Raw genomic sequence first — 24,410 nt, forward strand, 5'->3', positions numbered from 1 at the left:
ACGACCGGGCATCGACCGTGGGTACGGCCTGGTTTGGCTGAAGGCCGGTCGTCAGGACGGAGATGCGGCGGATCGATATCGGCTTGGTGCCAAGCATTCCTGGCTCGTGCGCATCATGCCGGTAGATCGATTACCAATAGCTCCGTCCTTTCGACTGAGCTGGTATGAGAATCGTTCATTCTACGGAAAGAACATCCGGTAACCTCGACATAACGCAGGCGATATGTTGAGGCGGAAGGGACGGATCAGTTCGATCTTTATTGCTGGCAGTTCAGCCGTCGCTCGGCTCGAAGGCCGCGCAGCGGCGCCGGCCGTTGATGACCCGGTCGAGGCGCAGGCAAAGACCGCTCGATGCCCAGACTGAAGATTGGGCCGAGGCCATGGCCGATAGCCCTGGCAGCGCGGCTTCCATCTGATGGGGATCGTTGGAATAATGACGACAGGACACGCACCCCTCCGCAGGCTGGCGGAACAGGCGCCGCACTCTGGTGAGCGCCTTGGTCAGCGTCATTGACCAAGGCTCTCCCAATGGGCTCCGAAAACGTGGACGGACAGGATGTAGCCGAGGATCACGTTCACGATCACACCCGCCGTGAAGGCGATCAGCGGACGCCGTCCTGCCGCCGCGAGATCACGGAAACGGGTCGTGAGGCCGATGCTCAGGAAACAGAAAATGAAGCACCAGGTTCGCAGATCCTTCACCGGCGCGATGAAGCCCGGAACCGCGATCTTATTATAGGCCTCCAGCGACAGGGCCGAGGTTGCGGCCGTGACGAGAGCGGAGGTCAGGAAGAAGCCGATCACGAACTTCGGAAAGCGGCGCCAAATTTCGCGGGCGTCCGGGCCGTTGCCGGCGGACTGCGTTTCCCACCGCGTCGTGGAGACGATCGCGAGAATGACGGCCCAGATCCCGATCCACACGTCCCGGCCGACCACCTTGATCAGCGTGAAAGCTTGCACGGCCTGGTCCGGCGTGCCGGCGATCCCGTCGATCTTGCCTGCGAAACCGCCATAGGCCTGCGCTGCCGCTATGCCGGCTGCGTCCGCGAATTCGGACGTGCCGATCCAGGCTCCGGCGATCCCGGTCGGCAGATGCAGCAGCCGGCCGACGAACGGCAGCAGGAAGATCATGACGATGGCCCACAGCACGACCGTGGTGATCGTGACCGCCGTATCCTCCTTCTTGGCGCCCACAGCGGCCGCCACCGCAATCGCGGCCGAGACTCCGCACACCGCACCGCCGACGCCCAGAGTCGCGGCAAAGGGGCGGTCGAGCCCGACCCGGACGGCGATTGCGTAGATGACGCCGAAGGTGACCAGCGAGACGATCGACGCCTGTAGGATCGCGGTCGGCCCGGCTAGTGCGATCAGCGACAGGGGAACCGTGGCCCCAAGCAGGACAATCCCCGTCTTCACATACAGCTCGCCCCGGAAGCCGGCATCCAACCATCGGGGCAGGCCACCGAGATTGGCGACGACGAGCCCCAGAAACAGCGCGATCAGCGGCGGCTCAAGATTGTAGGCTGCCGCATTTTCCCACTGACCGATGATAAAGATCGCATAGGCGGCCACATAGAGCAGCGCGAAGGCCGGCACGAAGTGCTTCAGCCTGAAGCCGAGCAAGCCCAGCGCGAGCGAAAAGGCTGCCAGCCAGAATCCGAATTGAGCGATATAGCGTGGCCAATGATCCGCCAGATCGGCCGTCACCTGCGACACGCTCGACCATTTGGGAGGGGTCACGGCAAGCCAGCGCAGGCTCGCTCCGGTCTGGAACAGGAGGATGCTGGCGACGACGACGGCGAGGCCGATCCAGATCGCCCACCAATCATCCTTGCGCCACAATTCGCCAAGGCCGCCCGAGGGCTTCACAGTGATTGGCGTCGTCATCGTATGATCCCCCAATGTGTCGACCGGACACGTAAAAGCGAGGCGGCGGAGGGCAGCATTTTCAGTGGGCCTGCCGGCCGCGTAAAGCTGAGGATATCTCCGGCAGCGACACGCCGTGATGGCCAAGGATCCGGCGCGCATTCTCGTAGAAGACCTGCGTTTCGTCCGCAGGCGCGAGACGCGCGGCCCGGACGTTCGCGATCACGGGGGCGATGCTCGTGCCCGGAGCGAAGTCCGATCCGAAGACGATCCGCTTGGCCCCCAGGATCCGGGACGCCGCGGCGATGGCGGCAGGCCCCTGGCCTGCGGCGCCGGTATCGAGGACGAGCCGATCGAAGCGGCTTTTACGCGGTTCGCCGGTCCGTCCCGGCAGGGATGTCGCCTCGGCGATGAGGGCGGCGACCCCCGATCCGCCGAGCATCGCCACCTGGATCGTGATGTCCGGATAGGCGTCGAGGAAATCGGTATAAGCCAGGGTGATCACGGAGGAGGCGAATTGGGTCGCCGTATCCAGGGCGCCGCGCGTCTCGATCGCATCTGCATGAAGCGGGCTGACCGGCTGGCCGGGAACGGTTTGATGCGCGAAGCCGGTGTGGAGGAAGACGTGGCTCTTTTCGCGCTGGGCGACCTCGAACACCGGAGCGAAATGGCGAGCTGCTTCCAGCGAGGCGAAGCCGTTGACAGGCAGGACCGCTCCGATCAGCCCTAGATCGCCGTGCGCGCGCTTCAACTCTTCAGCCGACCAGGCGATATCCGAAGTCGAAAGCACGGCCAGGCCGCTAAGTTGGCGCGGCGCCGAGCGCACGGCGATGGCCAGATCGTCATTATAGGACCGCCACAGCGTCCGCGACTCCGCCGCCGATATGGCTGGATCGATCCCCAGCGTCGTCGGCCACGAGAGAAGCTGATGCACGACGCCAATCTCGTCGAGGTGGCGCAACCGCGCGTCGATGTCGAACCATTGCGGACCTAGCGGGAAGGGTGGGGTCGATTGACCCGCCGTGCTGCGATGGAGTGCCCGCGTCCCGTCGGCGTCGACGGTGATGCGCGGTCCGAAGCTGCGGGCAGACAGCGCAGCCACTGCGCTGGGCGAGATCCAGTGGCTGTGCAGATCGACGATCGGAGTAGCGGACGTGCGTGGAGCGGTTTGGCCCGGACCGATGATGAGGCCGGTCGCCAGTGTGGGTGCGGCCCCGATGAGATTTCTACGGGTCAGGATCATGGCGTCTCGCAACACGATGTCTGTGGCGGGTGGCGGGCGTATCGACACGCCCGCCCGGTGCTAGCGATCGATGATCGGGTCGGTCAGCGGCACGCCTACGGCACCTCCGCCGAACGGGCCGTTATTCTCGACGCACATCCGCTCCATCCTTTCGTGCAGCAGCGGTTTGCCTGGACGGTTGGCGACGTTCGCCTCATAATGCCATTCGCCGCCGGCTGGGTCCGCCTCCGTATAGCGGCGCGCGGGGATCGTTGCGGTCCACGGGCGCGAATAGACGGTAGGGTCTTCGAAGGTCGCGACGTAATTGTATCTCTTGCCGTCATTGTCGAAAATGTAGCGCTCGACGATGTGGACATTCTCGCTGGCGAAGTCGCCGGTACGACCGAACAGCGCCTTGGCATTGTTGTTGGAAACGTCGACGACGAGCGTATTGCCTTCCCAGTGGCCGCGGGAGTCCGCATTCCATAGCTTGATGTTGGCGGGAAGATGCGGCTTGCCGTCTAGGCGGATGATACGCGTGCCGGAATTAAACAGGAAAACCAGATAGCCGGGATATTGGCGGATCTCGTAGCCGTGCCAGATGAAGGACTTGGGAACGCCGCCGGGAGCGCACCGGGCGAGCGGCTCTATATATTGCGGCTTGGTCGGGTTTGCGAAGTTCTTCGCGAAATCCTCCTGGAGGGCGCGTGCGGCGGGAAGATACGGCACCTGCCCGTCGGCGGGATCGGACACGCGGCTGGGTGCGCGCTGGTCGCGCGGTCGCTCGGGGCCTCGCGGTTTCTCGCCGGGCGCACCGCCCTGCGGATCCGTCCAGTTGCTGTGATTGGCGATCGTGTTCGACCAATGCCCGGCGATATCGGGCTGACCATCGGCAAGCCGCGCGCCATTCCACGCGCCGGATGCGATCTGCGGCACCGTTTTGGCGAACCCTATCCCGCCGCCCGGCCGGGGCTGCCCCGGCGTGGGCGCGGGAGGCGTCTGGGCAATACTGAGCGACGCCGTCAAAGAGGCGCTCGCGATGAGGAGGACGTGGAGGCGACGCATCGTCATTTCCCTCCCTTGTGGGGATAATATTCGTCGTATGGCAAAGTGTAGCAATAATCTTCGATCAGCTCGAAGTTCTTGTCCCGACGGCGGTTGAGCAGAACATGGATCGTCCAGGGGCGTGAGAAGACACTCTTGTCGTCGAGCGTTGCCGTATAGGCGATCGTGTCCTTGTCCACGAACGTCCAGCGCTCGACCACGTGGAGGTCTTCGCTGTGATAATTTCCGGCACGGTCGAGCCATGTTTCGTCATTATTGTCGGTGACATCGACGACGAGCGTGTCACCCTCCCAATGTCCGCGTGAATCGCCGAGCCAGAAGTTCGATTCCACGCTCTCGGGATGCTGCGTCTCGTTGGTGTGGATGGTCCGCACCTGATTGCCGAGCTGATGCACGAGCGTCAGATCGCGATCGCGCTGGAAGATCTGGAAGGGCGCGGGATAATAGACGCTGCGCGGCACGCCGAGTGACCAGCATTTCAGACGGGGATCGTCCTTGGCGCGGGCCGCGAAATTATGCTGCTTTTGCGCTAGCGCTTTCGGCAGATAGGGGATCTGCCCGCCTTCGACGATGCCGGCGCTCGGGGGCGCATCGCGGCGTCCGGAATGCGGCTCCAGATCATAATCGGCTTCGCTCAGCGTTTGCCAGATGCCCGAGAAATCGGGCTTGCCGCTCGCTAGACGCGGGATTTGCGCCAAGGGATGGGTTTGGGCCTGATCCGGGTTCTGCGATTTCCCCGAGGGGCTCCTGGCGTCGCTCGTCGCACCGTTCAGTGCAACAGCGGCGATACCGGCGAGCAGGATCCCGCCCGCCGATTTCCACGGCATCGATGCCCGCATCATCGTGCTGCCGCCGGAGCGGGCGCATCCATGGCGCCGCCGGTCTGGATGGCGCGTCCGCCCGCGAGGGTCGCCAGGCGGGAATAACCGAAGGGACCACCATTCTTGGCGCGATAGCCGTCGATGCGGATCGCGGTTCCAGGCAGTAGATCCTCCTTGCCGAGCCCCTTTTCGCGCAAGCCGGCGGGCGTGCTGAACTCGAAGCCCCAGTTGGTAACCGAACCATCCTTGTTCTTGACGTCGAGATACACCCAGCTGTGCGGGTTCACGAGGCGCGCCTTCGTGATCACGCCGTTCACGGTGATCGGCTTGGCGGCGTCGAATTCGGCCGAGAAAGAATGATGGGCGGATGCGGCACCCGCCAGCGCTCCGGTCATACTGAGCGCCCAGATGATGCGGGACTTGGGAAAACGCATGATGGCTCCTCGGCCGGTGGCGCGTGGGTGAATTGGAGTGGCGGAATGCTGTCGATTCCTGCCGGTTTCGGACGTTGAGGCTCGTACGCGCAGCGTGCCCGCCCGATTTTCTGACGAGCCACCCTACTCAGATCACCTCAGAAACAATCAAAACTTATTGGAAGATCACATAGCCGATCGTTCTGACGCGATCGGCCTGGATGCACTTCAGACGAAGCCGATCCAACGGCCCAGCACCACGATCGCCGTCCATGAAGCGAGCGAAATCGCAGCGCTACCGCGAAGCAGGGGCGAGACGTGGCCTTCAGCCGCAAAGAGGCGTTGATGGGGATGAAAGTGGAAGAGTAGGACGTTGAGGCCCGCGAGCGCCATCAAGGCCATCTTGGCGAGAAACGCAGGATTCTGGACATAGTCGGTTGCCGCGTTGCTGAAGAGCAGAACCCCCGTCAGAACTGCGATCCCGAACCCGGCCCACGTCCAGGGCAGGATGTCGTGGGCGAGCGTTTCCAACCGACGCGCAGGCCACGCGATGCCGAGGATCCGCAGATCGAACGCGGCGATCGATCCCACGACGAACGAGAGCCCCAGCACGTGAAGAGTTTCCAGCGTGGGAAACAACCACGCGGATTCGGCGATCGCGGCGGCAGGGGGCGTGCTTTCCAGCCACGCGAAAAAGTCGGTCATATCGTCATTCCCCGCCCGAAAGGTCGCCGAAATAAGCGATGAAGCGCCCACAGAAGAGGATCGCGACCCATGCCGTGATCGAGATGGCGGCCAGCACAATCTGGGTTCCGCGTGACAGTCGATCCTGGTTCGCGCTGGTGAGTGATCGCTGGAGGATTACCGTCAGCACTGCCGCGACGATCACCAGAACCAGCTTGATGCGGAAAAAGATGTTCATCAGCGATCGCTTCGGCTCGCCGGTGATCAGAATGACACCCGAGACCAGCAAAATCGCCAGAGCGGTCCACGTCCAGCGATAGGAGCTGGTCAGCCACGGCAGCGCCCGCGTGGCTTGCGGGCTCCGCACGACGGCGAGGTTGGCGGAAAAGGATGCGAAAACCAAAGCGGCAATGGCCAGGATGTGGACGGACTGGACGGCGGGAACGACCCAGAGATGACTCTGGATCTGCCCCGATATCCAGGTACGCGCGATCTCCGCGGAAAGACCTCGTAACATGTTCTATCTCCGGGCCCGATCCGGGCGGGCGTGCGGCGGGGCGTCAGGTTTCGGGACGATCGCGCGCTGGCTTCCCGGCCTGCCGTCAAGCGACGAGACAGACCGGGCTTTGCAGCGAGCGAGGTTTTACGGCTGACGAAAAGGCCAGCGTTTGCGATCGATGTTCGGTCAGTTTGCGTGCGCGCCGTTTCCAGCCGGGGCAGGGGCCGGCTGACCGGCGACTTTCTTGCCGCTCAACGTGCCACCCTGCGCTTCGTAATCTTGCACGCCCGCCGCGCCTGCCACGCGGAATCCCTTGCCTGTCAGCAAGGCGGCGGCGCGGATCGCGCGATGGGCGTGGTTCGATACGGTGATGATCTGGCGATCACGCGGGATGTAGCCAAGGCTCCGCTCCAGATCCGCATTCTGGATATTGAGGAAGACCGGAAAGCTACCGATGCTGCTCAACTCTTCCGGGCGACGAACGTCGAGGACTAGTACCTTATCCGGCTTCGCCAGAAGGGCATCGACCTGTGCCCGGTCGAGGACCTTGATCGCCGCCTCGGCTGCCGTGAGCGGCGGCGTTTGCGGCGCCTGAGCAGATGCGGCCACACCAAAAGTCAGTGCTGCGGCGAGCGTCGCGGAGCGAACGATGCGCGCGAGGAGGGGCGTGGGGAAGCGCTTCGGATAATCCAGCATTTTTCGGCACCTTTAACAGGAGGAGGGTTACGCTTCGGGGCGGACGGCTCAATCGGTTGCCAGGAACGGACGCCCGCATCCGCCGTCCTTATGGAGTAACGATGCGGATATACGGCGCGACCGCCCTTCGCAGGTCGACCGGCGGCGGAAAGTGGCTGGCGCACGGGTGGGACCGAACATGCCGATAAAGAGCGGATATTCCCGTGACCGCGCGCTGGAAAAGAACATCTGGTTATACCGAGATTACAGTTCCTGCCGGATCGCATTCGCGCGAATTACGGCATTCATCCGGCTGGTTCAGGCATATTGACGCGTGGGAGTGGAGATTGCGCTGCGAGGCGCGCCGGCGAGGTCTTGCGTTGGTACGAGATGGATCGGCCGGGCGCCTTCCCACGATTTCGCTCGCGGCAATGCCGTCGCATCCGACCAGGTGCGGACGTTGGCGAAGACCGCATCCGGCTCCACGTCTCCCGCGATAAGACGGCGGATCACGAGCGGCGTCAGTCCGGATAGCGAACTCAACAGATGGACGAGGCAATCGCGTAATACGCAATCGCGGCGCAGCACGGCCCATGTCGTGCACCGGGGAAGAAGCCCGGCGAGCGGGATCACGTGCAGATCGCGATCCGCCTCGGCGTCCACCGCCATTTCCGCCAACAGACCGATACCGGTGCCACTTCGGACCGACGCCTTGATAAGGTTGGCCTCGCGCACGGTGAAGGCGAAGCGCGGCGAGAGCCCCGCTTCGACGAACGTGCGCGCCATGGAAAGAGGGGCGGTCTTCGAATGGTCGTATGTGATCAGCGGAAATGCCGCGAGCATCTCCAGCGTTATCGGCACGGACTGCCGCGCGATCGGGTGATCTGTCTTCACGATCGCGACTGGATTCCAATGATAGAGGGGGATCGTGATTTCGCCCGTTGGGCGCGAGCCGTCGGTACTGAACATCCGCAGATCCACAGAACGGAAACGTTCCGATGCATCGTCGACATCGGCCGCGAACCCCAGCGTGACATCTAGCGTTGGAAACTGCGCTCTGAGCGAGGTCAGTGCGTCGGGCAGCACGAAAAGCGCCTGAATATGGGTGGTCTCAATGTGCAGCGAGCCATCCTGCGCGGTACGCTGACTCAGCGCGAACTTGCGGATGTCGTCCGCTTCACCGGCAATGATGCGTGCCCGCCGGACAATCTCTTCCCCTGCCGGTGTCAACCTTTCCAGATTACGGCTTCGGCGCACAAACAGCCTTAGTTCTAGCTGTTCTTCAAGCTGCCTCAGTTGTTTGGATAACCCCGGCTGTGTGGCGTTGACCCGCTCTGCTGCGACGGTGATGTTGAGCCCGGCATCAACGATGGCCAGCAAATAGCGTAATTGGGCAAGCGTCACCCCCGTTTCCCCCTGTAAAATTGAAATCACCCTGGAAAATCTTATGGGGTTATTTCCTACCGATATCGTAGGATTTCAAACAAGAATGGCTTTATGCCGGCAAGCCAGAGATATCCGGATTGAGATATCACGAGGAGCGCTGCTGGCTGCCAAATGGGCGCCTTCGACGCTGCAGACTGCTAGCTGACAATCGCAGGTTACTGACCTCTGAACTGTTTCCCAAAACAGCCGTTCGAAAATCATGAACGCGTAGCAAAAACTGGGGAGGCCAATCGGAAACACGAAACCCTCGGGATTGGCTCCGAAGCGCCCGGACCACGTCAAGGTCAGCTCGATGCGTTTAACCGCTGCTACTGTCAGGGATGTAGCGTCGTATCCCTGCGATCAGGCGGTTTGGATCGGCGTGGAAAAGGGACCCCGGTAGCGGTGTGATCGACATCGAAAAAGGACCCCTCATCTCCGTGATCTAGGCTGCTCGCTTGGCGGTGTGTCAGGCGGCGAGATCAGGATGTTGGTGTTGGAGACGGTGTTGAGGATCCGGCGCGAGCACGCGTCGGGCAAAGCCATCAAGGCGATAGCGCGCGACCTGAATTTATCGCGTAAGGTGGTTCGTAAGGCGATCCGGGCACCGGAGGCGGACATCGCGTACCGGCGTGAGGTGCAGCCGTTACCGAAATTGGGGCCGTTTCAAGCGCGGCTCGATGCGCTGCTGGAGGAGGACGGGGCGCGGCCCCGGCGTGAGAAGCTGCGCATCACGCGTATCCACGACCTGCTTTTACGCGAGGGTTTGACGGCTCGTACGATGCGGTGCGCAGATATGCGTCTCGCTGGCGTCAGGCGCGGCGACGCGATGTGATGGACGCGCCAGCTTTCATTCCGCTGCTGTTCCGACCGGGTGAGGCCTACCAGTTCGACTGGAGCCACGAGGATGTCGAGATCGCCGGCAAGCCGATGCGCGTGAAGGTGGCGCATGTGCGGTTGTGCGCGTCGCGGACGATGTATGTGCGGGCCTATCCTCGCGAGACACAGGAAACGCTGTTCGACGCGCATGCGCGGGCCTTCGCCTTTTTCGGCGGAGTGCCGACGCGCGGCATCTACGACAACATGAAAACGGTCTGACGACCGTGTTCATCGGCAAGGAACGCGTCTTCAACCGATAGTTCCTCGTCATGGCGAACCACTACATGGTCGAGCTGACGGCGTGCTCGCCGGCTGCCGGTTGGGAAAAGGGTCAGGTCGAGAACCAGGTGCAGACGGCGCGTGGTTAGTTTTTTCCAACCGCGCCTGCGCTTTACCAGCATTGAGGAGTTGAGCGGCTGCTGCATGCGGAGTGCCGTCGCTGGGCCGATATGCGCCAGCATCCTGAGCAGAAGGAGCTGACGGTCGCTCAGGCTTGGGTCGCGGAACGAGATGCCCTCCCGCCGGTCGTTGCGCCCTTCGACGGCTTTTACGAGAGCGAGCATTCCGTGAGCGGCACGTGCCTGATAAGCTTCGACCGCAACCGCTATTCCGTCATGGCCAAGGCCGCGCGTCGCACGGTACAGGTCCGTGCCTATGCCGACCGCATCGTCGTGCGCTGCGGTGGTGTGGTTGTCGCCGACCATCCCCGCTTCTTCGGGCGCGACCGGACGATCTACGACCCATGGCATTACCTGCCGGTGCTGGTGACCAAACCCGGCGCGCTGCGCAACGGTGCGCCGTTTGTAAACTCGGAATTGCCCCCGCGCTGTCTCGGCTGCGACGCAAGCTCGGCGCTGGAGACGACGCCGACCGGCGGTTCGTCCGCGTGCTGGCGGCCGTACTCGATGATGGGCTGGAGGCGGTCGAAGCTGCCGTGCAAGAGGCGTTGGTGGCAGGCGTCACCAGCGACGACATCATCCTGAACATTCTAGCCCGACATCGTGAGCCGCCCCGGCCGCTGCCATTGTCACGCCCGAGGATCTTATACTGCGCCATCCATCACGAGCGGACTGCAACCGTTACGACAGCCTGCGAGGCCTCCATGCAGCGGCAGGAGATGATGAAGGCCCTGATGGGTCTTGGGCTCAAGGGCATGGTTGGCGCCTTCGACGAGGCGGTGACCACCGGCCTGCAACGCAACCGAACGACGATGGAAATCCTGACGGATTTGCTGCGTGCCGAGGCAACCCACCGTCATGCAGCGTCGGTGCGCTATCGCATGTCGGCCGCCAGGCTGCCAGCGGTGAAGGACCTCGACGCCTTCGTCTTCGATGGCACGCCCATCAATGAAGGACTGGTGCGGTCGCTTCACAGCGGCTCGTTCCTTGCCGGCTGTCGCAACATCGTGCTGGTCGGCGGTACCGGCACCGGCAAGACACATCTCGCCAGCGCCGTCACTGCCAATGTCGTGCGAGAGGGCGCTCGCGGACGCTATTTCAACACGGTCGACCTGGTGAACCGGCTCGAGGAAGAAACCCGCCTAGGCAAGGCTGGTGCGCTTGCGGCCCAGCTATCCCGGCTCGAGGTGGTGGTGCTCGACGAGCTCGGCTATCGCCGTTTGCACGGTCGGGCGGGCAACTGCTCTTCCATCTCGTCAGCAAGCTCTACGAATGTACCTCGGTCATCGTCACCACGAACCTCGCCTTTGGCGAATGGCCGACCGTCTTCGGCGACCCCAAGATGACCACCGCGCTGCTCGACCGCATTACCCACCATTGCGACATCGTCGAAACCGGCAACGATAGCTGGCGCTTCAAACATCGCAGCTGACGCCCAGAGCGCCTGAGCGAAACACTTCGCGCTGGTCGGGCCTCCGGTCGGGCTACGCCCGCCCTACGTCGCGACCAGCGCGGATGCTGCGACCCTCATACCGCTCAGGCCGCTCAACAGAGGGGCCCTTTTGCACGCCGATAGGGGGTCCTTTTTTGGAGGCTAATTGACAACGCTCGGGTGCGGTCTGGCCATAGGGCCTGCTGCATGGCTGGAGAGGGAGCGCATCGTCGAGACTGCTACTGGGCAAGAGGTCATATCCGTCGGAATGCCTGCGTTAGATGACGGGTGGCCGCATCTCCACCATGCCCTTGATCTTCATCAGCCAACCCTATGCCGTACTTTTCAAGATGGCCACGCGGTCTGCGGTACAACGCCTTGCTCACCGTCTTTGATCGTGAGGCTGACCTGGCCCAAAATTGCGCGGTGACACCGGCGGCAAGCTCTTGGGTATCAAGACAGCACATCCGGCCGCCTCACTCGCTCATCCTTATTCCAGTAGGAATGCGAGATTTTTCAACGCGAATTCCATGCCGGCGACATGATCGGCTTCACTGATGCCGGATGGCACCTGCTCGGCCTGAAAGCTCACTTTCGTGCCGTTGGCCACAGCCTTCAGCGTCGTGGTGAGCGTCATTTTGCCCATGAAACGCGGATCAGCGCCTTCAAATACCAACTCCTCGACGATCTTTTCGTCAGGGACCAGTTCGACAAACCTGGCCTCGACGATGTCGCTGTCGCCAGTCGATTTGGGATCTGCTTTTGCCGGATACCGGTAGATGAGCTCCATGCGATACCCACCACCGATGCGACCTTCGAACGAGAGGATCCTGGCATCCATCTGCGCCGGCACCCGCCACTTCGGAATGACTTCCGGATCCAGGAAAGCCCGAAATATGGCGCGGGGCGGTGCAATGAGGGTTCGCGACGCAGCATGGGTCCGGGATGTCATCATATGGTCGCTAACCGGAAGGTCCAAGAACGCCAATGCCGTATTTTTCTTCCTCTCAACAAAGTGGGGTTCGATCGACACGCTTCGCTATCGAAGAGATCTGCAGCACGCATGGACGAAAATGCTCTACGACTCTATGGTCAAATGCCGCAGACCGCGCCCCATAAAGTGGCAGCCACTATCGAATTGCTGTTGATCTGGCGCGAATGCGCCCCTGCTGGCGAAGGCGCTCATACAGGGCTATCTCCGCCTCGTGTGAAATTTCGCCAGCAAGGGCAAAACCCTGCGTTCTGGAATCGCCCGATCAACCGCCCGCGCAACGGACGACCACGTATAGGCATTGCCGTAGCCGCTGATGTCGCGGGAGAAGGTAATCGCTGCGCTTTGCGAGCTCGACTTCTCGCGGACGGTGGATGGCGGTGTCATCGAGCAATTGAAACGCGCAGCCCACCGAGTAATTCTAGGCGGTCGAACCGTCTCGTGTCACCATATGCTTTAGCAGCTTCCCCGGCCGGAACCTTGGCCTAGCCACGGCGCCGATCTCGATCGGTTCACCTGACCGCGGGTTGCGACCGGCTGAGGGTTTCCGCGTTGCGACGGAGAAACTGCCAAATCCAACGAACCTCACCTCCTCGCCCTGTCGGAGAGAGTCAGCAATCTTGTGAAGGCAGGTTTCAAGAATCCGTTTAGCCTCGTTCCGATCAATACCCGTGTCGTGCGCGATCTCTTTGATCAGCTCTTGCTTGTTCATCCAAAGCCCCTTCCGCGCAATTCTAGGAAATTTGTCCGAACGGACAACGATGTTCCGTGGGGACAAAATTTCTTACGACCACCAAATTCACAACATTCCGGCAGGTTTCGAGTTCCGAGACGTCAATGTCAGTCGCTAAGGGGCTATAAGATTAGTCATGGGGGTATGCTGGACTTTGGTTTCGGTTCCTGCGGGATGGGACGGGATGCGTGAACGAAGTCGTCTTTTTAGTCGTCGCGAGTCTTGAGTTGTGAGCACAGGAGGTATTTTCCTCGGGTGTCCTTGTGCGCCGTCGTGCCTTCCGCTTGTTTGCGGTCGTACGGTCTGGTCAACATAGGGTCCGTGCGTAAAGAGAATGTCTGGCGGTTCCGCCGAAGGTCATCAAAAGCTTTTCGCTCCGATCGGCGCGGCCGTTAGACCCCCGGGATGGGACTGGACGACTATCCCGACTGGGACACACTTTCGCTCTGCGTCGACAGCGCTCGCCACGAGATCCTCGAAGGGTACATCCGTGACCATCCCGGCATCAATGAGCGTTGCGGCGTGTGGCTGGTCGTCCCCCCTACTGCGACAGTCTGCGCCATGGCCGCTCGCGAGGCGATAACTTACCGGCTGCGCTCTCATTCGCTACTATCTCGACGCAGATAAGGCTCAAGCCAGCGTTCCAGATCGCGCTGCAAATCCTCTCCATCGCCAGCCTCCATCAAAGCTGGCTCCCTATGAATCACGCATCTCCCGCGGCGCCCGCAGGATGCATAGCGTCTTCGTAGCCCTCTCGACCCACATCATCTTCATCGTCCTGCTTGGCACCATCCTGACCTGGGCAGCGTATTCGAGCGTTGCGATCGTCCTGCTCGCGATGAGGCTCTCGCCCCACGGTGTCCGTGACATACCGGCGGGAATCGCGCTGGCCCTCGGGACCAACCTTGGCACTGCGATCATTAGGGTTCTGAAGGGAGAAGCGCGCAACGCCCCCGACGGAAGGCTGCGGCTTGGCAATCCGCGAGGTACTGTCAGCAAACTGGGGGCAGCAACATTCGTCAGCGCGATTGTGCCTATTCCCCGTTAAGATTGCGTGGCCAGCCAATAGACCGACTGGCCGCCATTCTCGCTTCCCACTGGGCGACGCGTTCACGGCATCGAGCTGCCAAGCTAAAGTGGATCTTCCGAGTAGTTTCATCGCTAGCAGCATTAGCCAAAGCGTTATGCTCATATAGCCGACGCCGCCAATAGCGGGTCTCCTCTTCGGCTAAGCGATCATTGGATCCCATAGATCCCTCTCGTTCCGGTAACGAGAACCTAAAGCCGGCCCATCTATGAGTCTACTGGATTAAGCTATGCCAAGATCAAGACGCTGCAGCCCATGTCCCGCAGACTATCGCCTTCGCTACGAAGCCCGCCTTGGCGAACGACGTGATCCGGCGTGCACTGGCTGCCGATGTCCCGTTCTCATGGGTAGCCGCCGACACGGTGTACAGCGTGGGCGACATGGCGGGTACGCTGCGACGTGCGTGCAACGGCTATGTTCTCGACGTCAAACCCGCATCTCGGTTGCGCATAACTACGACCTTTATCTGATCCTGTCCTCGCAACCAACACCATCCATACCAAAACCGCCCAGGACATCCTGCGGCGGTTTTTCTATGCCTGCTTTCCACAGCTTAGGCCCGAGTCGCGACGTCCGCAGCAGGCCGTCCGAGGCCCAGAAAACCCCAGGACGTCGATTTGACGGCGGGGGTATTTCTAGCGGTACGCTCCGATCCAGCAACGGAGGTACCCCCATGGCCCTCAAGGAACTGGAAGCCCGCTACGCCACCAAGCGTTCGAAGGACTACAAGCTCGCCGATGGGGGCGGGCTCTACCTGCTCGTCCGGCCCACCGGCTCCAAGCTGTGGCGGATGAAGTATCGCTTCGCCGACCGGGAGAAGCTTCTGTCGTTTGGCCGCTATCCGGATCTGAGCCTCGCTGACGCTCGGCTGAAGCGGGCCGAAGCCAAGCTCGCCTTGGCGGCCGGGCGTGATCCTGGCGCCAAGGAGACAGCGCCTGCGGGGAAGACGTTTGAGGAAACTGCCACGGCGTGGCACCAGAACCGCGTCGAGGCGCTCGACGAGGCCCATGCCAACCGGATCATGGCGCGGCTCAAGCGCGATGCCTTCCCGGCGCTGGGAGCGATGTCGCTTCGCCAGATCAAGCCGGCTGATGTGCTCGCGATGATCCGGAGCGTGGAGGCGAGGGGGGCGCTCGACGTCAGTCGGCGGCTCAAGCAGCATGTCAGCCAGGTCTATCGCTTCGCGATTCCGCAAGGCTGGGCCGATAGCGACCCGGCTGCCTATCTATCGGATCTGCTCAAGCCCAAGCCCCGCGTGCGCCATATGCCGCGTGTCGGGATCGACGAGCTCCCCGCGCTCGTGCGCGCGATTGATGGCTATGACGGCGAGGAGAATCCAAAGCGGCGCGCGATTACGCGGGCCGCCCTATTGTTCACTCGGCTGACCTGGGCGCGGACCAGTGAGACGCGGCTCGCCACATGGGCCGAGATCAAGCGGCTCGACGGCCCGGAGCCGATCTGGAGGATGCCGCCTGACCGCATGAAGATGGAGCGCGAGCATATCGTGCCCCTCTCCACCCAGGCGGTCGACCTGCTGAAGACGCTGCGCGCGCATAGCCGCAGCGCCTTCCTCTTCCCCGGCGAAAGGCCCGACAAGCCGCTCTCGCAGAATACCATGATCTATCGTTTCTACCGGATGGGGTATCGCGGGCGGCAGACCGTCCACGGCTTTCGGGGGCTCGCCTCCACCTGGGCCAACGAGGCGGAGTGCTACCGGCCGGACTGGATCGAGATGGCGCTTGCTCATGCCGACGAGGACGAGATCCGCAGCGCCTATAACTCCGCTCTCTATCTCTCACCCCGCAGGCGCATGCTTCAGGATTGGGCCGACTCCATCAATCGCATGGTTCAGGGTGGCAAAGCAGCTTCGAGCTCATCGGAAATGGCGCATTTAATGGCGCGTTAGGCCATGTTTTAAGTGGCCCATTCGGACAATCTTTGTAGGGAGAATTCCTCATCGCGGGGGCGATAGGGGGCAAGCTTGGAAGGGTGTCTTGATAGCGCACGCTTGCGTGCGCGCGCTTTGCGGGATTTGTCGGAGCGACGCAGGCTTGTTGCGTCGCTCGTCACCAACGGTAAAGATGCAGCGATTATTCGAGACGCAGCGCAGGCCGCCGAGGCGGAGGCGAACCATATCATGGCATCGCTGCCCGCCTACGATCAACACATGGCGTAACCCATCGACTGCTGCTTGCTTCGTGTGTTGTTGAGCGGGTGCCGATATCAAATGCCCTGCTAGCCAGTCGCAGATTTGACCGGGGATTCACGGCCGCTCATATTCGCAGCGTGGCATATATCAGTTCCTGGCCCGGGCGGCTGACCGCTCTTATCCGAGACCCCTATCGGTGGCTGGCAGATGGACTCACAGGATCCGGTCCGCACCGTTGGCTCGCGTTGGTGACCGTCCCTTTGTGGCTCACGCCAGCGCTCCACACGACCCACTTGCGTGACGGCAAGCCCAGGCTTGGCCGTAGCGTGATGTGGACTGCAGCGGGTCTTTGGCTCGGCACGATGATGCTGATGGGTTTGCCGTTCACCGCCTTGGTTCAGGAACCCTTTGCCAAGCTCGGGCACCTGATCGGCTATTGGGACGATGCGTTTGCATCACCCGTGATCGCCACTGTGCTGACAGCCCTGTCGTTTTTGCTCCTGCTCCTTATCTCGACGCTGGAGTGGTCACTCATCTGGGCGGCGTGTGGGATCGACGCCCTCTTTGGCGACCGTACCATCTCACCACCCCCATTCGGGTATGTTGCGATTAAGGTCGCGGGCGCGATTGCCGGAGTAGCCGCGCTGACCTCCGCTTCACTGTTTGCAATCAAGCCGCTGAACGATCCGGTTTGGCGCTGGATCGATACCGCCGGGCTTGTCCCGACAATCCTCATGCTCACCCTGGGCGCGGCGCTCATGCTTGGATACAATCGAAAAACCAAGGTAGCGCAAAGCTGCGGTGAGCAAATCTATGGAAGCCGGGGCAAGGCCACGGCTTATCAACTCGGCACTCTGATGCTTCTCCTGTTCGCGGGGTGGGCCTTCGTTCACTTCCAGCCCAGCCGCACCCGATAATTTAATGATTGAGCTCAAACTGGCTGTTAGCAGTACCATCGCGGCGCGTGAGCGATCGGAACGGCACATGCTCGATCAATAAGCTGGCGGGCGGAATGACCCGGTTTCAGACATTCAGTGCGGTTAAGGCGGCTCGCTAGAGCTGATGTTTGTTCTTGTGGGCCTACGTCAACCGGCGCTTTTCGCGAGGTTGCTGAAGCTGCCAGCGGTCGGGATCGCGGAAGATTCAGGTGACTGCGCCCGATCTCGTTGGCTGGTCGTTCAAAACTGATGCCTGACCACATTGCACCCGATCCCTACATCCTCCTTTTAACGGCGGCGGGGCTGCTAATCGCGCTGGTCGCTTGGCTGCCGCTCGCGCTCAAGCGGTTGCCGCTCTCGCTTCCGATCGTCTGCATCGCTATCGGGGCCGGACTGTACCACCTGATGGCGGTTGGACCGGCTCCTCTCCCGTGGCGATTTCCGGAAGCGACCGAACGCTTTAGTGAGCTGGTCGTGATCATCGCGCTGATGGGCGCCGGGGGTGCTGTCAGTCTAACTCGAACTCATCTCTCCATGCTGGAGCATGGTCTTTGAAGCTGGCGGCCTAGCTCACGATGGTTTGCCACTCAGCCAGGGCGGCTGAGCGGCGTAGTTTGTAGGTCTGTCGGTCAACGAGGTGGCGTTCGAGATTGAAAGGGTTGTGAACGTTGGCGTGAACAGAGGCGAACTTCTGAAGGCTCGCCATTCGCCTGAAGCGCAGCATGGCCCGCTCTCGTTATCGGAATGGTAGGTGACTGTTCTCGACACGATTGTTGGCGTGTCGCCCTATCTCTTGCCGATCGCCATTGCCGAGCTCGCGCATGGCGGCTTGGTAGGATCGCAAGCCATCCGTCGTGACCCGCTCGGGCGAGGCGTTGCGCTTCAGCGCTTTCTTCATGAAGGCGAGAGCGGCCTTCTTATCTCTGGTCTTGGTGACGTAGCTCTCAAGGATCTCGCCCTCGTGATCGACCGCGCGCCAGAGGTAGTGAGTCTCGCCGTTGATCTTCACGAACACCTCATCGAGGTGCCAGCGCCATTGGCGGAAGCCGCGCATGTAGCTGACCCGGCGCTGCCGAACCTCACCAGCGAACATCGGGCCGAAACGATTCCACCAGAAGCGGATCGTCTCGTGGCTCAGGTCGATGCCACGCTCGAACAGCAGATCCTCAACGTTCCGGAGAGACAGCCGGAAGCGAACATACATGAGTACCACGAGCCGGATGATCTCAGGCGACGAGTTGAAACAGCGGAATGGGGAAGGCGGCTTGGCTAGCAAGCGCCACGAAGCTCTGACAGCGCCCGCTCGAGTGCTCCGCTATTCATCGGCTGTTCCGTTACGAGTCCGATCGGAAATCAAACAACAATCTGATTGACGCTCCCGACAATCGGTAAGATTATTAGACCAATTAACGTGAATGACCGCGGCGAAGGCGGCGGGGACAGGGGAGATATGATGGAAGTGTCGGCTGCTCGCGACCAGCGCTCTGGCGCGCCATCTCTGAGCGCGCAAGGCGTCCCTGCTGATCCGCGCTTACGTCACGGTCGGTGCGACGACGGGTTCCCAGAGGCGACGCCCATCAGTCGCCGCATCCTCCGGTCGCGCCAGGTGCGGGTGCTGGCAACGCTCGGGCCCGCAAGCGCCACGCCTGATACGATCGGCCGCCTGTTCGAGGCCGGGGCGGACGCCTTCCGTCTCAACATGAGCCATGGCGATCAGGCGGCGAAGGTCGACCTGATCGGCGCGATCCGCGATTTGGAGAGGCGCTTTGGGCGGCCGACGACGATCCTCGCCGATCTACAGGGTCCCAAACTGCGTGTCGGACGCTTCGCCGAGGGGCTGGCACTGCTGGAGACCGGCGCGATCTTCCGGCTTGATCGAGACCCGGCGCCCGGCGACGCGATCCGCGTGCACGTCCCGCATCGCGAGATCTTCGAGGGGATACAGATCGGCGCGCGGCTGCTGCTGGACGATGGCAAGATCATGCTGCGGGTGCTCGCGCACGACGCTGATCACATGGTCACGCGCGTGGAGGTCGGTGGGGCGCTTAGCAACAACAAGGGGCTGAACGTGCCCGACGTGGTGCTGCCGATGGCGGCGCTGACGGACAAGGATCGGTTGGATCTCGCTTTTGCGTGCGATGTAGGAGTGGACTGGATCGCCCTATCGTTCGTCCAGCGGCCGGAGGATCTCGCCGAGGCGCGCAAGCTGATCGCCGGGCGCGCGGCGTTGCTGGCGAAGATCGAGAAGCCTGCCGCGATCGATCGCCTCGAGGAAATCGTCGAGGCGTGCGATGCCGTGATGGTGGCGCGGGGTGACCTGGGTGTCGAGCTGCCGCCGGAATCGGTGCCGCCGCTTCAGAAGAGGATCGTCGAGACGGCGCGGCGCATGGGGCGGCCGGTGGTGGTCGCGACACAGATGCTGGAATCGATGATCAAATCGCCTTCGCCGACGCGAGCCGAGGTGTCGGACGTGGCGACCGCCATCTATGACGGTGCAGACGTGATCATGCTCTCGGCGGAAAGCGCGGCGGGAGACTGGCCCGTGGAATCGGTCGCGATGATGGACGCGATCGGCCGATCCGTGGAGCTCGATCCATATCACGGGGATAGGGTCCACTTCACCTCCCTGCGGCCCGATCCCACGACGGCGGACGCCTTGGCCGAGGCGGCGAAGACGATCGCCGCGACCGTGGGCGCGAAGGCGATCCTGTGCTTCACGGCCTCGGGCCTGACCGCACGGCGCGTGGCGCGCGAGCGGCCGGGTGCGCCGATCCTCGTCCTGACACCAGATATCGATGTCGCGCGGAGGCTCGGCATCCTGTGGGGATCCCACGCCGTACATACGCTAGACGTGAATTCCTTCGAGGAGATGTCTACCCGCGCGGCGGCGGTTGCGCTGAAAAGCGGGATCGCTGTGGCGGGAGATCGGGTGGTTCTGGTGGCGGGTGTTCCGTTCCGGATGCCGGGATCCACAAACATGATCCATGTGCTGCGTCTCCCGGTAGCTTAACCTGCAGACGCGGTTCGCGCCGTGGCGCCGATCGCACGTCGCGATTCAAGGGCGTGAACGGCCGGGATGCGAGCCTGCGCTTCGTCTATCGCGGCTACTGAGGGCCAGGCGCGCCTGGACGGCTAGACGAACCGGCGGCCGTTCGCTCCGCTTTGTAATCGTCTTCACCCCGCCCACGGCATACGGGCGGGCTGTTCGAAACGCACGTTTACACGAGCGCAACAATCCGATTGACCGCACTTATTTCCGGTAAGATTATTATACCATATGATACGACTCGCCTCAATGGCGGGCGGAAGAGAGGATACATCGGCATGTCTGACAGCGAAATGGGACGCCGAGCCTTGCTTTCTGGGGCCATGCTGGCGACGGCCGCCGCGGTGATCGCGGAGTCATCCGGCGCGGCAGTTATCGGGGGCGGCACCGCGAGCGCGACGCTGGCGGGCCGTACGCTCCGCTTTCTTGACCTGACACACGCGCTGACGACCGCTTTCAATTGGATGCCCGCCCGGCCTCGCATCGCGATGGACCCGATCATCGGATCGGGTCTCGCAGTGGGTATGAACCTCAACCGGCTGATGCTCGTCGAGCATACGGGCACGCATATCGATGTGCCGCGCCACTTCGCCAGCGACGGCAAGAGCGTCGGCGAGATCCCGCTGAGCGACCTGATCGTGCCGCTGGTGATGATCGACCTTCGCGCGCGCTCCAAGGTTGATCCCGATGCGGGGCTGACGCCCGACGACATCCTCGCCTGGGAAAAGGCGCACGGGCCGCTGCCCAAGGGCGGCTGCATCGCGATCAACAGCGGCTACGATCCGCTCGCGCGGATGCAGGAGGTGGCGAAGGGCAGCGGGCGCGGCAGCCCAGGCTTTTCGCCCGAGGCGTGCAAATTCCTGATCGCGCAGCGCGAGGTGAAGGGCATAGCGGTGGATGCCATGTCGATCGACCAGGGGACCAACGGGCCGGCTTACCCCGTCCATCAGGAATGGCTGCGGAGCGGGCGCTGGGGCATCGAGGGGCTGACCAATCTGGACGCGGTGCCGGCAAGCGGCGCGCTTCTGATCGTGGGCGCAGCGCCGATCGCGGAGGCGACAGGCGTGCCGATCCGCGCGATCGCGATGTTCGCAGGGAGCTAAGAGCAAGCGGCGCGGCCCGATCTTACCCATCGACGAACCAAATAAACAAAACAGGGAGAATGTCATGAACCGGATTACCCTCTCGGCGCTTTGCCTCGGCAGCGCATCGATGCTGGCGCTGAGCGCGCCGGCTTTGGCTCAGCAGGCGGAAACGCCGCCGGCTGTGGGGTCCTCAACCGCGACGCCGGCCGAGAGCGAGGCACCCACGCCCGCCGCCGCCGAGGATATCGTCGTCACCGGATCGCGCATCGTCCGATCCGGCTACAATGCGCCCACACCGGTTACGGTCGTCTCGACCGACCAGCTGACCAAGACCGCGCCCAGCAACGTGCCCGACGCGTTGAACCAGTTGCCGCAGTTCCAGGGATCGATCAGCGCCGCCGCGCAGGCCGATACGGGCGCTTCGCGGGTGCGATCGGGCAATTATCTCGATATCCGCGCGCTGGGGCCGCAGCGCGTGCTGATCCTGGAGGACGGCAAGCGCCTGCCACCGACGAGCAGCAACGGCGCGACCGACGCCAATCTGATACCGCAGATGCTGGTGGATCGTGTCGAGGTCGTCACCGGCGGCGCGTCCGCGGCCTACGGATCGGATGCGGTGTCGGGCGTCGTCAATTTCATCATGAACAAGAAGTTCACCGGCCTGAAGCTGAACGTGCAGGGTGGCCTTTCCACCTACGGCGACAACGGATCGTATAAGGCGGGCGCGGCCGGCGGGATCAGCCTGATGGACGATCGGCTGCACGTGATCGGGAGCGCCGAATTCTATCACGCGAACGGCGTGACCGATCGCTCGTCGCGCTTCACCTCGTCGGGCCAGAATACGGAATCAGCCTTCACGATCGCGGGTCTGGGGACGGCTGCGGCGCCCTATTATTATATCGGCGGCATCCACAACAATGCGCAGGCCTATGGCGGTTATATCGTCGACGGGCCGCTTGCAGGACTTCAATTCCTGCCCAACGGCCAGACCGCGCCCTTCACCAAGGGCACGACGCTCGCCGGGCGGCCGGGCTACGGCGTGGGCGGCGACGGCATCGTGAATCCGTCGGTCAGCCGCACCGGCGTGCCGACGCTGGAGACGGTCCAGCTCTTCGGCCGCGCGCAATATGAGCTGGCCGATGATCTGACCGCGTTCGCCGAGGTCAGCTACAATACCGGCGCGAATGCGGACAAGAACGGCACACCCGGCACGATCGGGCAGGGCGCGATGGTGTTCCGCGACAATGCCTATCTGACGGACGGCGTGCGTGCGGCGCTGGGCTCGACGCAGAGCTTCGTCGTCGGGCGGCCCTTCGCTGAATGGTCGCTCAACGACCAGAGCCAGAAAAGTCGCAACACGGTGATCAATGCCGGGCTGGAAGGTAAGATCGCTGGCTTCCACTGGAATGCTTACTATACGCACGGCAAGTCGTCGTTCCGCACCAAGTCGCTTGGGATCGACAACCAGCGTTTCTATGCGGCGGTGGATGCGGTGCGGAACGGGGCCGGGCAGATCGTCTGCCGCGTGACGGTCACCAACCCCACGCTGTATCCGGGCTGCGTGCCGCTCAACATCATCGGCGTTGGCAGTTCGTCGGTCGAAGCGCAGAACTGGGTGCGGCGCTATTCGACGTGGAACGCGGACAACAAGATGGACCTCGGCGCGCTCTCGATCTCGGGCGAGCCCTTCTCGCTGTGGGCGGGGCCGGTCGGCGTGGCGTTCGGTGTCGAATATCGCCGCCAGACGCTGAACCAGACCAGCAACAGCAATCCGGCGACCGCGGTGGACTTCACCGGCCTGCGCGGCGTGACGAGTACCAACCAGTTCCAGTCGGTGAATGTCGGCTTCGCCAAGGGCTCGTACAACGTGAAGGAAGTGTTCGGCGAGGTCGACGTGCCGCTCGCCAAGGATTCGGCGATCGGATCGCTCGACCTGAACGGCGCGGTGCGCCTGACCGACTACAGCACGTCGGGCTCGGTCACGACCTGGAAGGTCGGCACAACCTATCAGCCGATCCCGGACATCCGCCTGCGCGCCACGCTCTCGCGCGACATCCGCGCGCCTTCGCTGTTCGAACTGTTCGCGGGCCGCCAGCAGACGACCAGCCCGCTCACCGATCTCCACACCGGGCTCAGCCAGACGGTCAACGTGATCTCGTCGGGCAATCGCGATCTGCAGCCGGAGGTGGCGACGACCTATACGATCGGCGCGGTGCTCAGCCCGAGCTTCCTGCGCGGGTTCAATTTCTCGGTCGATTACTACAATATCAAGATCAAGGACGCGATCTCGCAGCCCTTCACCTACATCCAGCTCGCCGATTTCTGCGAGCAGAGCAACGGCACGAGCCCGCTCTGCGCGCAGGTGATCCGGCCGTTCGGCTTCGACAACCGCACGGCGGCGAACTTCCCGACCGAAATCCGGCTCCAGAATCTCAACCTCGCCCGGACGCAGACGAGCGGGCTGGATCTGGAAGGCAGCTATCGCGGCGAGGTTGCCGGCGGGGCGTTCATGGCGCGCCTGCTCGCGACGCGGCTGATCAGCTATCGCCAGCAGAATTCTACCGTGCTGCCCGAGCGGCAATATGCGGGCAATGCCGATTTTATCCAGGGCTTCTATCCGCTGCCCATGCCCAAATGGCGCGGCACGATGAACGTGAGCTATGCGCTGCACGGCGTCTCGGTGGGCGTGCAGGAACGCTATGTTGGTGCATTCCACATCTCGGACATCTTCCAATATGTGAACAACAAGGTGAAATCGACCTATTATACTGATCTCAACCTTTCGGTGGACATCGGCGGGACGCAGCCGAAGGGCATGCAGGTGTATGTGACGGTGAACAACGTATTCAACCAGAAAGGGCGGCTGTTCCTAATCAGCCCGGTGCCGGGCCTCAACATCCCGACCGCGCGTAGCATCTACGACATTATCGGCACCTATTTAACGGCTGGCGTGAAGGTCGGTTTCTGAGCCTCTCGCAAAAGGCTGAATGACGGATCGCGGC

At 62.5% G+C, this 24,410-nt stretch carries 20 protein-coding genes and 4 pseudogenes; 11 read left to right on the forward strand and 13 right to left on the reverse strand.

Annotation, left to right across the window (positions count from 1 at the left end):
* Nucleotides 1-271 precede the first annotated feature (271 nt).
* The 10 genes from HL653_RS11650 to HL653_RS11695 form a co-directional block, all read right to left on the reverse strand.
* Complete coding sequence (locus HL653_RS11650; protein ID WP_171744664.1) at nt 272-511, reverse strand: hypothetical protein; 240 nt, start codon at nt 509-511, stop codon at nt 272-274.
* Nucleotides 508-1,887: a YeiH family protein gene (locus tag HL653_RS11655; protein ID WP_171744665.1), complete on the reverse strand. Its 1,380-nt coding sequence runs from the start codon at nt 1,885-1,887 to the stop codon at nt 508-510. The genes HL653_RS11650 and HL653_RS11655 overlap by 4 nt, the downstream gene beginning before the upstream one ends.
* 61 nt (nt 1,888-1,948) lie before the next feature.
* Nucleotides 1,949-3,109 (reverse strand): amidohydrolase family protein, encoded by a 1,161-nt coding sequence (locus HL653_RS11660; protein ID WP_171744666.1) that lies wholly within the window; start codon nt 3,107-3,109, stop codon nt 1,949-1,951.
* Between the two features lie 60 nt (nt 3,110-3,169).
* Nucleotides 3,170-4,159, reverse strand: a complete 990-nt coding sequence (locus tag HL653_RS11665; RefSeq protein WP_171744667.1) for a hypothetical protein — start codon at nt 4,157-4,159, stop codon at nt 3,170-3,172.
* Nucleotides 4,156-4,995 (reverse strand): hypothetical protein, encoded by an 840-nt coding sequence (locus HL653_RS11670; RefSeq protein WP_216599986.1) that lies wholly within the window; start codon nt 4,993-4,995, stop codon nt 4,156-4,158. Before HL653_RS11670 ends, HL653_RS11665 begins: the two co-directional genes overlap by 4 nt.
* The gene (locus HL653_RS11675; protein ID WP_171744668.1) at nt 4,992-5,408 is read right to left on the reverse strand and encodes a DUF6152 family protein; all 417 of its coding nucleotides are present in this window, start codon (nt 5,406-5,408) and stop codon (nt 4,992-4,994) included. Before HL653_RS11675 ends, HL653_RS11670 begins: the two co-directional genes overlap by 4 nt.
* Nucleotides 5,409-5,615: 207 nt before the next feature.
* Nucleotides 5,616-6,092, reverse strand: coding sequence for a DUF6644 family protein (locus HL653_RS11680; RefSeq protein ID WP_171744669.1), 477 nt, complete (start codon nt 6,090-6,092; stop codon nt 5,616-5,618).
* A gap of 4 nt (nt 6,093-6,096) precedes the next feature.
* On the reverse strand, nt 6,097-6,588 hold the full coding sequence (locus HL653_RS11685; RefSeq protein ID WP_171744670.1) for a hypothetical protein: 492 nt from the start codon (nt 6,586-6,588) through the stop codon (nt 6,097-6,099).
* Nucleotides 6,589-6,756: 168 nt separating this feature from the next.
* Nucleotides 6,757-7,266, reverse strand: coding sequence for a rhodanese-like domain-containing protein (locus HL653_RS11690; protein WP_171744671.1), 510 nt, complete (start codon nt 7,264-7,266; stop codon nt 6,757-6,759).
* A 297-nt stretch (nt 7,267-7,563) separates the two neighbouring features.
* Nucleotides 7,564-8,649 (reverse strand): LysR substrate-binding domain-containing protein, encoded by a 1,086-nt coding sequence (locus tag HL653_RS11695; RefSeq protein ID WP_171744672.1) that lies wholly within the window; start codon nt 8,647-8,649, stop codon nt 7,564-7,566.
* Nucleotides 8,650-9,157: 508 nt separating this feature from the next.
* On the opposite strand from HL653_RS11695, the pseudogene istA reads away from it, so the two are divergent.
* Nucleotides 9,158-10,662, forward strand: a pseudogene (gene istA / locus HL653_RS11700) (IS21 family transposase); the annotation flags it as partial.
* Nucleotides 10,652-11,379 (forward strand): annotated as a pseudogene (gene istB, locus HL653_RS11705) (IS21-like element helper ATPase IstB). The pseudogenes istA and istB, both read left to right, overlap by 11 nt.
* A gap of 490 nt (nt 11,380-11,869) precedes the next feature.
* On the opposite strand, the gene HL653_RS11710 reads toward istB, so the two are convergent.
* Together HL653_RS11710 and HL653_RS11715 are read right to left on the reverse strand one after the other, a co-directional pair.
* Nucleotides 11,870-12,412, reverse strand: a complete 543-nt coding sequence (locus tag HL653_RS11710; RefSeq protein ID WP_253717938.1) for an SRPBCC domain-containing protein — start codon at nt 12,410-12,412, stop codon at nt 11,870-11,872.
* 379 nt (nt 12,413-12,791) lie between these two features.
* Entirely contained in the window at nt 12,792-13,082 is a 291-nt protein-coding gene (locus HL653_RS11715; protein ID WP_171744673.1) for an HU family DNA-binding protein, read from the reverse strand.
* A 751-nt stretch (nt 13,083-13,833) separates the two neighbouring features.
* Here HL653_RS11715 and HL653_RS11720 point away from each other — a divergent pair.
* The 6 genes and pseudogenes from HL653_RS11720 to HL653_RS11745 all read left to right on the forward strand — a co-directional run bounded on the left by HL653_RS11720 (nt 13,834) and on the right by HL653_RS11745 (nt 17,832).
* Entirely contained in the window at nt 13,834-14,151 is a 318-nt protein-coding gene (locus tag HL653_RS11720) for a hypothetical protein (protein ID WP_171744674.1), read from the forward strand.
* Nucleotides 14,152-14,435: 284 nt separating this feature from the next.
* Nucleotides 14,436-14,621: pseudogene (locus HL653_RS11725) on the forward strand (transposase); the annotation flags it as partial.
* Between the two features lie 242 nt (nt 14,622-14,863).
* Nucleotides 14,864-16,096: an integrase arm-type DNA-binding domain-containing protein gene (locus HL653_RS11730; RefSeq protein ID WP_171744675.1), complete on the forward strand. Its 1,233-nt coding sequence runs from the start codon at nt 14,864-14,866 to the stop codon at nt 16,094-16,096.
* Nucleotides 16,097-16,171: 75 nt separating this feature from the next.
* Nucleotides 16,172-16,366, forward strand: a complete 195-nt coding sequence (locus HL653_RS11735) for a hypothetical protein (protein WP_171744676.1) — start codon at nt 16,172-16,174, stop codon at nt 16,364-16,366.
* Between the two features lie 335 nt (nt 16,367-16,701).
* Complete coding sequence (locus HL653_RS11740) at nt 16,702-17,256, forward strand: hypothetical protein (RefSeq protein WP_171744677.1); 555 nt, start codon at nt 16,702-16,704, stop codon at nt 17,254-17,256.
* Between the two features lie 270 nt (nt 17,257-17,526).
* A complete protein-coding gene (locus HL653_RS11745; RefSeq protein ID WP_301337969.1) occupies nt 17,527-17,832 on the forward strand; it encodes a hypothetical protein in 306 nt (101 codons plus the stop codon).
* A 10-nt stretch (nt 17,833-17,842) separates the two neighbouring features.
* Here the strand turns inward: HL653_RS11745 and HL653_RS11750 are convergent.
* Nucleotides 17,843-18,502: pseudogene (locus HL653_RS11750) on the reverse strand (IS6 family transposase).
* A 351-nt stretch (nt 18,503-18,853) separates the two neighbouring features.
* Between HL653_RS11750 and pyk the strand changes: the two are divergent.
* The 3 genes from pyk to HL653_RS11765 all read left to right on the forward strand — a co-directional run bounded on the left by pyk (nt 18,854) and on the right by HL653_RS11765 (nt 24,376).
* A complete protein-coding gene (gene pyk / locus HL653_RS11755) occupies nt 18,854-20,287 on the forward strand; it encodes a pyruvate kinase (RefSeq protein WP_253718054.1) in 1,434 nt (477 codons plus the stop codon).
* A 314-nt stretch (nt 20,288-20,601) separates the two neighbouring features.
* Complete coding sequence (locus tag HL653_RS11760) at nt 20,602-21,426, forward strand: cyclase family protein (protein ID WP_171744678.1); 825 nt, start codon at nt 20,602-20,604, stop codon at nt 21,424-21,426.
* 64 nt (nt 21,427-21,490) lie between these two features.
* Nucleotides 21,491-24,376: a TonB-dependent siderophore receptor gene (locus HL653_RS11765; RefSeq protein WP_171744679.1), complete on the forward strand. Its 2,886-nt coding sequence runs from the start codon at nt 21,491-21,493 to the stop codon at nt 24,374-24,376.
* The last annotated feature ends 34 nt before the right edge of the window (nt 24,377-24,410 follow it).

This window comes from Sphingomonas sp. AP4-R1 (assembly GCF_013113735.1).
Taxonomy (GTDB): domain Bacteria; phylum Pseudomonadota; class Alphaproteobacteria; order Sphingomonadales; family Sphingomonadaceae; genus Sphingomonas_I.